The sequence below is a fragment of the Malikia spinosa genome, assembly GCF_002980625.1.
Lineage (GTDB): Bacteria > Pseudomonadota > Gammaproteobacteria > Burkholderiales > Burkholderiaceae_C > Malikia > Malikia spinosa.
On sequence record NZ_PVLR01000031.1, the window covers coordinates 21,458 to 28,383 of the forward strand.

At 57.0% G+C, this 6,926-nt stretch carries 8 protein-coding genes; all 8 read left to right on the forward strand.

All coding sequences use genetic code 11. The features are described from left to right. Window positions 1-13: 13 nt before the first annotated feature. Entirely contained in the window at window positions 14-1,237 is a 1,224-nt protein-coding gene (locus tag C6P61_RS11435) for a glycosyltransferase family 4 protein (RefSeq protein WP_105730066.1), read from the forward strand. Further along, entirely contained in the window at window positions 1,234-1,851 is a 618-nt protein-coding gene (locus C6P61_RS11440) for a GNAT family N-acetyltransferase (RefSeq protein ID WP_170067378.1), read from the forward strand. Before C6P61_RS11435 ends, C6P61_RS11440 begins: the two co-directional genes overlap by 4 nt. 29 nt (window positions 1,852-1,880) lie before the next feature. After that, the gene (locus tag C6P61_RS11445; protein WP_105730068.1) at window positions 1,881-3,038 is read left to right on the forward strand and encodes a DegT/DnrJ/EryC1/StrS family aminotransferase; all 1,158 of its coding nucleotides are present in this window, start codon (window positions 1,881-1,883) and stop codon (window positions 3,036-3,038) included. Continuing rightward, the gene (locus C6P61_RS11450) at window positions 3,038-3,631 is read left to right on the forward strand and encodes a sugar transferase (protein ID WP_211296971.1); all 594 of its coding nucleotides are present in this window, start codon (window positions 3,038-3,040) and stop codon (window positions 3,629-3,631) included. Before C6P61_RS11445 ends, C6P61_RS11450 begins: the two co-directional genes overlap by 1 nt. A 26-nt stretch (window positions 3,632-3,657) precedes the next feature. Beyond that, entirely contained in the window at window positions 3,658-4,476 is an 819-nt protein-coding gene (locus C6P61_RS11455) for a YdcF family protein (protein WP_211296970.1), read from the forward strand. A gap of 15 nt (window positions 4,477-4,491) precedes the next feature. Continuing rightward, window positions 4,492-5,367, forward strand: a complete 876-nt coding sequence (gene galU, locus C6P61_RS11460; protein ID WP_105730070.1) for a UTP--glucose-1-phosphate uridylyltransferase GalU — start codon at window positions 4,492-4,494, stop codon at window positions 5,365-5,367. Between the two features lie 17 nt (window positions 5,368-5,384). Beyond that, window positions 5,385-6,716, forward strand: coding sequence for a phosphoglucosamine mutase (gene glmM / locus C6P61_RS11465; RefSeq protein ID WP_105730071.1), 1,332 nt, complete (start codon window positions 5,385-5,387; stop codon window positions 6,714-6,716). A 4-nt stretch (window positions 6,717-6,720) separates the two neighbouring features. Beyond that, window positions 6,721-6,926 (forward strand): GDP-mannose 4,6-dehydratase (locus C6P61_RS11470; RefSeq protein ID WP_146115043.1); only part of this gene is annotated, 206 nt, incomplete at its 3' end.

Here is a 6,926-nt window from a genome sequence, read left to right on the forward strand (position 1 = left end):
TAGGTAAATAGCCTTGCGCATTCTTTTCATTTCTCAACTGTTCGACCCTGAAAACTCGATCAAAGGCTTGGAATTCGCAAGGCGACTAAAAGCCTTGGGTCATGAAGTCGAGGTAGTGACCACTTTCCCGAGCTATCCAGGCGGGAAAGTTTACACTGGCTACAAGCAACGCTGCAAGGAAGTCAACATTGTTGATGGAATTCGTATCGTACGACTTCCGACCTTTATCAGCCACGGCACTTCAGCGGCCAAGAGAATGCTGAGCTATCTTTCTTTTGGTTTGACTGCCAGCTTTTATGCTCTTTTTTCTGCCAAGAAGCCTGACGTAATTTACGCTTATTACCCGCCGGTAATAGTTGGTCTGACGGCTTTACTGGTCGGGAAGGTTCGGGACATACCCTATGTATACGATGTACAGGACCTTTGGCCTGACGCACTGGTGGCAACTGGCAGCGCTAAGCCTGATGGACGGATTGTGCGCTGGGTAGACAGGTGTTGCAGACTAGTATACCGTCATGCATCACGGATTGTGGTGCTATCAGAAGGTTACAGACGAGCACTAATTTCCAAGAAAGTCGCACCCGAAAAAATCGAACGTATATTCAATTGGTGTGATGAAAGTCGAATGCAAACCGAAGTTTCTAAATCACCAGAAACAATCGATCGCAGCTTTTTCAACATTCTGTACGCAGGCAACCTCGGGGCAGCACAAGCACTGGAACATGTTGTTCAAGCAGCCTACCTTGTACAACAACAAGACTCAAACCGTGTCAGATTTTTATTCCTGGGTGCAGGCGTAGCGGAGACTGCTCTAAAAAATAAGGCACAAACGTTGGGCTTGAAAAATGTCCAGTTCTTACCTCGCGTCACAGTGGACCAAGTTGGTGACTACTTGGCAGCAGCTGATGTGTTGCTGGTTCACTTGGCAGACGAACCTGTCTTTGAAATTACTATTCCCCAGAAAACCCAGGCCTACCTGCTGGCAAGACGCCCGATATTGATGGCGGTCAGGGGCGAGGCAAGCGAAATCATACGCCAAGCTGGCGCCGGACTAGTCGTAGAACCTTGCCAGCCTCAACAATTGGCAATTGCTGCCATTAAAATGAGCCAACTCCCCTCAGACAAACTACAAAAAATGGCTGAATGCGGACTGAATTTTTATCAAAAAAATATGAGCATGGAAAATGGCGTAAGCTGCATAGACTCTCTACTAAAAGCTGTAGCAACCAAAAGATGAATTCGACTATTGCAAATTGTCGCCCAGCGAGAACTGAAGATGTAAGCCAAGTGGCTGATGTGCATTCAGCAGCTTTTCCTGGATTCTTCTTGACGACACTGGGGCCAGGCTTCCTACGGACCATGTACCGCGCTTTCATAAGCAATGTGGGCGGAGTGTTTGTTATAAATGAACAAAACAACAGACTTGACGGATTTGCAGTCGGCATCTTGAAATCGGCGGGAAAAGACAGAAATTTGGCGATTCGATTTCTGCCACAATTCATAGCAGCGCTTGCCCCCGGATTAATCCGAAATCCAGTCAAAGTAATGAGGCGTGTTGCCGCACAATTTTTTTCAGTGGGTGAAGAGCCCGAAGTACCGAACAATTCCGTCATACTGCGCAGTATAGGCGTATTACCTGATGCTAAGGGCAGCGGCGTTGCCAGTCGTCTACTGGATGAATTTGAACGACTATCGCGTGCCAAGGGAGCTACTTCTGTAGCCCTGACAACTGATGCCTTGGACAATGAGCGAGCCGTGGGATTCTATCGAAAACATGGATATCATATTGCACAAGAATTCAGCCAGGACAAGAACCGTAAAATGCTCCTAATGCTCAAGGATCTGCAATAACTCGATTAATTAACCATTCAAAACAAATTATGACAAATCAGAATTTCTTGCCTTTTGCATTACCTGAAATTGGCGAAGAAGAGATCGCCGAAGTAGTTTCCTCATTGCGATCTGGCTGGGTAACTACCGGCCCTAAAGCAAAGCAGTTTGAAAGTGATTTCGTTGAATATCTGGGAGGGGGCTTGGAAGCTGTTGCGGTTAACTCGGCCACAGCTGGCTTGCACCTGGGACTCGAAGCCATGGGCATAGGCCCTGGCGACGAGGTAATTACGACCACCCACACTTTCACAGCCACTGCTGAAATCATTCGCTACCTCGGTGCCGATCCTGTGTTCGTAGACGTCGATGCCAACACGCTTTGCATTGATGTGGACGCAGTCGAAGCTGCCATCACACCGCGCACCAAAGCCATCATCCCAGTTCATTTTGCAGGTCGTTCTGCCGATATGGACCGTTTGCTTGCCATGGCTAAAAAGCACGATTTGCGCGTGATGGAAGATGCCGCACACTCTCTGCCAACCACTTGCAGCGGCAAGATGATCGGCACCTTGGACAGCGATGTAACGGTATTCAGCTTCTATGCGAACAAGACCATCACCACAGGCGAAGGTGGCATGCTGGTGACCCGTGATCCCGAAATTGCCAAACGTGCACGCGTGATGCGCCTACACGGCATCAACCGCGACGCCTTCGATCGCTTCACGGCCAAGGCGCCTAGTTGGTACTACGAAATCGTAGCGCCAGGCTTCAAGTACAACATGACGGACATCGCTGCGTCCATGGGCATACATCAGCTGAAGAAGGCAAATGCTTTCCAGCAGAAGCGTGCCCATATCGCAGCGCTCTATGATGAGGCTTTGGCAGACCTGCCGATTGTAAAACCGCCTCAGTCTGCCGAAGGCGACATCCACTCTTGGCACCTGTACGTCATCCAACTGGATGACTCGGTAGCCATAACCCGCGATCAGTTTGTCGAGCGCATGTTTGCCCAAGGCATAGGCTGTAGCGTTCACTACATTCCTCTGCACCTGCATCCCTACTGGCGCGACACTTACAAGCTGACGCCTGAAATGTTCCCGGTCAGCCAGCGGATCTACGAACGCACGTTGTCCCTGCCCCTTTACACCCGCATGACAGATGACGATGTCAAGCGCGTAGTGTCTGCAGTCAAGGAAGCGCTCAAGTGATTGCCAAACGCTTGTTCGATCTGCTGGCCAGCGGGATAGGACTTCTGGTGCTGACACCGATACTGTTGGGCATTGCGCTGGCAATCAAACTCGAATCGCATGGCCCAGTGTTCTTCCGACAAGAACGGATTGGGCGCTTCGGCAATACTTTCCGCATCCACAAGTTCCGCACCATGGTGACGGATGCGGAGCGACGCGGCTTGCAGATCACTGTGGGGGTTGATGCTCGGGTGACCAAGGTAGGTACAGTGCTACGCAAGTACAAGCTGGACGAACTGGCGCAATTGATCGATGTTTTTGTCGGTGACATGAGCTTGGTCGGGCCACGCCCTGAGGTGCCGCGTTACGTGGCCTGCTATCCAGCCGAGGCACGCGAGATCGTCTTGTCGGTCAAGCCCGGCATTACCGACCGGGCCTCGATCGAGTACAAGGACGAGAACGAAATCCTGGGCAAGGCTGTGGACCCCCACAAGGCCTACGTTGACGAAGTACTGCCGGTCAAGATTCGCTACTACATCGACTATGTTCAAAACCGGTCTTTCTGGGGAGACATCAGGATCATTTTTGCAACGTTGTTTGCGATTGTTCGCTGATTGATCTCGTTTTAGCAGAGTAAGACTTGAGCATCTACTTCCACAAACTGCTTCCGCTGTTGGCACTGCCCACCGGACTGCTGCTATTGCTGATGGCTGTCGCCTTACTGTTGCGGCGGCGCTGGCCGATCTGGCTAGCGCTAAGCCTGTTTTGGCTGGGAAGCACGCCATGGATCAGCGGCCATCTGGTTCGCTGGTCCGAGGCCAACGCCGTGCGACAAGCTGCAAGCTCAATGGACAAGGCACGGGCAATAGTCGTCCTCAGCGAAGGCCGAGTGCTTGCACCCGGCCCTGCGACCCAGAGCGAATGGAACGATGGCGACCGCTTCTGGGGAGGCATTGAACTGTACCAGGCAGGCAAAGCGCCCTGGCTGATCTTCACTGGCGGCTGGACACCTTGGCAGCCAGAATTGGCACCTGAAGGTGAAGTGCTGCAAACGTGGGCAAAGTCGCAGGGCGTCCCAAGTTCAGCCATCCAAATCACGGGCATGGCAATGAATACGGCTGAAGAAGCCGCCGCCGTAGTCGCATTGTTGCCAAAGCTACCTTCGGTCGCAGTTGCCAAACCCCAGAGCATCTTGTTGGTGACTTCTGCCTTCCACATGCCACGCGCTCAGCGTCTGTTCGAACAAGCGGGTCTTACCGTACAGCCCTACCCCGTCGACTTCAAGGTCAGCGCAAGTGACAGTTTTACTGCTATGAATCTGCTGCCATCGGCTGGCGCATGGCGTTCTACAGAAATGGCTTGGCGCGAATTGCTGGGGCGCGCCTACTACGCAGCTCGTCTAGGGCTGAGCCAAAGACATGGCGCTACCGATTCAACACCTCTGTCAAACTCTCACTAACCCACCGGATTAAAAATGACTGTAACTATTCGTAAGGCTGTTTTCCCGATTGCCGGTCTTGGCACCCGTTTCCTGCCCGCCACCAAGGCCAGCGCCAAGGAGATGCTGCCCGTGGTCGACAAGCCGCTGATCCAGTACGCGGTCGAGGAAGCCTATGCCGCCGGCATCCGCCAGATGATCTTCGTCACCGGCCGCACCAAGCGCAGCATCGAGGACCATTTCGACACCGCCTACGAACTCGAAAGCGAACTCGAGGCCGCCGGCAAGACCGAGCTGCTCGCAGTCGCACGCTCGATCGCGCCCGACGACATGACCTGCGTCTATGTGCGCCAGCCGCGCGCTCTGGGCCTGGGACATGCCGTGCTGTGCGCCAAGGAACTGGTCGGCAACGAGGCTTTCGCCGTGCTACTGGCCGACGACCTGATGGTCGGCCAGCCACCGGTCATGGCGCAGATGGTCAAGCGCTACGCCGACTGGGGCACCAGCCTGCTGGCGGTGCAGGACGTGCCGCGCGAGCACACCAAGCGCTACGGCATTGTGTCGGGTCAGCAGATCGCTGCCGACATGGTCGATATGTCGGGCATCGTCGAAAAGCCGGCACCCGAAGTCGCGCCGACCACGCTGGCCGTGGCCGGGCGCTACATCCTGACGCCCGGCATCTTTGCCGAGCTGGAGAGTCTGCCGCGTGGTGTCGGCGGCGAGATCCAGTTGACTGACGGCATCGCGCAGTTGCTGCGGCGCGAGAAGGTGTTTGCCTACCGCTACCAGGGCCAGCGCTACGACTGCGGCAGCAAGCTCGGCTTCCTGCAGGCCACCGTCGATCTGGGACGCGAACACGCCGAAGTCGGCACTGATTTTATGGCTTGGCTGCAGGAACGCGGCCTGGCCTGATACAACGAGAACTTGATATGACCCGCAAATATTTCGGCACCGACGGCATCCGCGGCACCGTGGGCCACAGCCCGATCACCCCTGACTTCATCCTCAAGCTGGCGCATGCGGTGGGCCGCGTGCTCAAGCAAAAGGAGGCGCGCCCGACCGTGCTGATCGGCAAGGACACCCGGATCTCGGGCTACATGCTCGAATCCGCGCTCGAGTCGGGTTTTAACTCGGCTGGCGTCGATGTCGTGCTGCTCGGCCCGGTGCCGACCCCGGCCGTGGCCTACCTGACCACGGCCCAGCGCGCCAGCTTGGGCGTGGTGATTTCGGCCAGCCACAATCCGTTTGGCGACAACGGCATCAAGTTCTTCAACGACCACGGCGCCAAGCTGCCCGATGACTGGGAACTGGCGGTCGAGGCCGCACTCGAAGAACCGCCGGTCTGGGCCGATTCGGCTAGCCTGGGCAAGACTCGGCGCCTGGAAGACGCGGCCGGGCGCTACATCGAGTTCTGCAAGAGCACTTTCGACCGCGAGCTCAGCCTCAAGGGCCTGAAGATCGTGATTGATGCCGCACACGGCGCGGCCTACCAGATCGCGCCCAAGGTGTTCCACGAGTTGGGTGCCGAGGTGATCGCGATCGGCTGCAACCCGGACGGGCTAAACATCAACAACGGTGTTGGTGCGACCCATCCCGAGGCGCTGGTGGCAGCGGTCAAGCAGCACGGTGCCGATATCGGCATTGCGCTGGATGGCGACGCCGACCGGCTGCAGATGGTCGATGCCCAGGGTCGCCTGTACAACGGCGACGAGCTGCTTTATCTGCTGGCAGCCGAGCGGCTGGCGCGCGACGAGGTGGTGCCGGGCGTGGTCGGCACGTTGATGACGAACATGGCGATTGAGCTCGCGCTCAAGGCCAAGGGCGTGGCTTTCGTGCGCGCCAAGGTCGGCGACCGCTATGTGCTGGAAGAGCTGCACCGCCACCACTGGCTGCTGGGCGGCGAGGGTTCGGGCCACCTGCTGGTGCTGGACTGTCAGACCACGGGCGACGCGCTGGTGTCGGCCTTGCAGGTGCTGCAGGCGATCGCGCGCTCGGGCCAGGGCCTGGCCGAGCTGCTGACTGGCGTCGAGCTGTTCCCGCAGGTGCTGATCAACGTGCGGCTGCAGCCGGGCCAGGACTGGAAGAACAACGCGACGCTGCAGGCGGCTATTGCAGCGGCCGAGGCCGAGCTGGGCCAGACCGGGCGCGTGCTGATCCGTGCCAGCGGCACCGAGCCGCTGCTGCGCGTGATGGTCGAGGCGCGCGATGCGGCCCAGGCGCAGGCGCTGGCTGAACGCATGGCGGACGCGGCGCGGGGGTGAACCGATGAACATCCTGCTGACCGGCGGCGCCGGCTACATCGGCAGCCACACCTATGTGGCACTGCTTGAGGCGGGCTATCAGCCCGTGATCCTGGACAATTTCGCCAACAGCCAGCCCGAGGTGCTGAAGCGGCTCGAGCGCATCACCGGCCAGCCCGTGATCTGCGAGCGCGGTGACGTGCTGGACCGGCCTTTCGTCGAGGCGGGGGT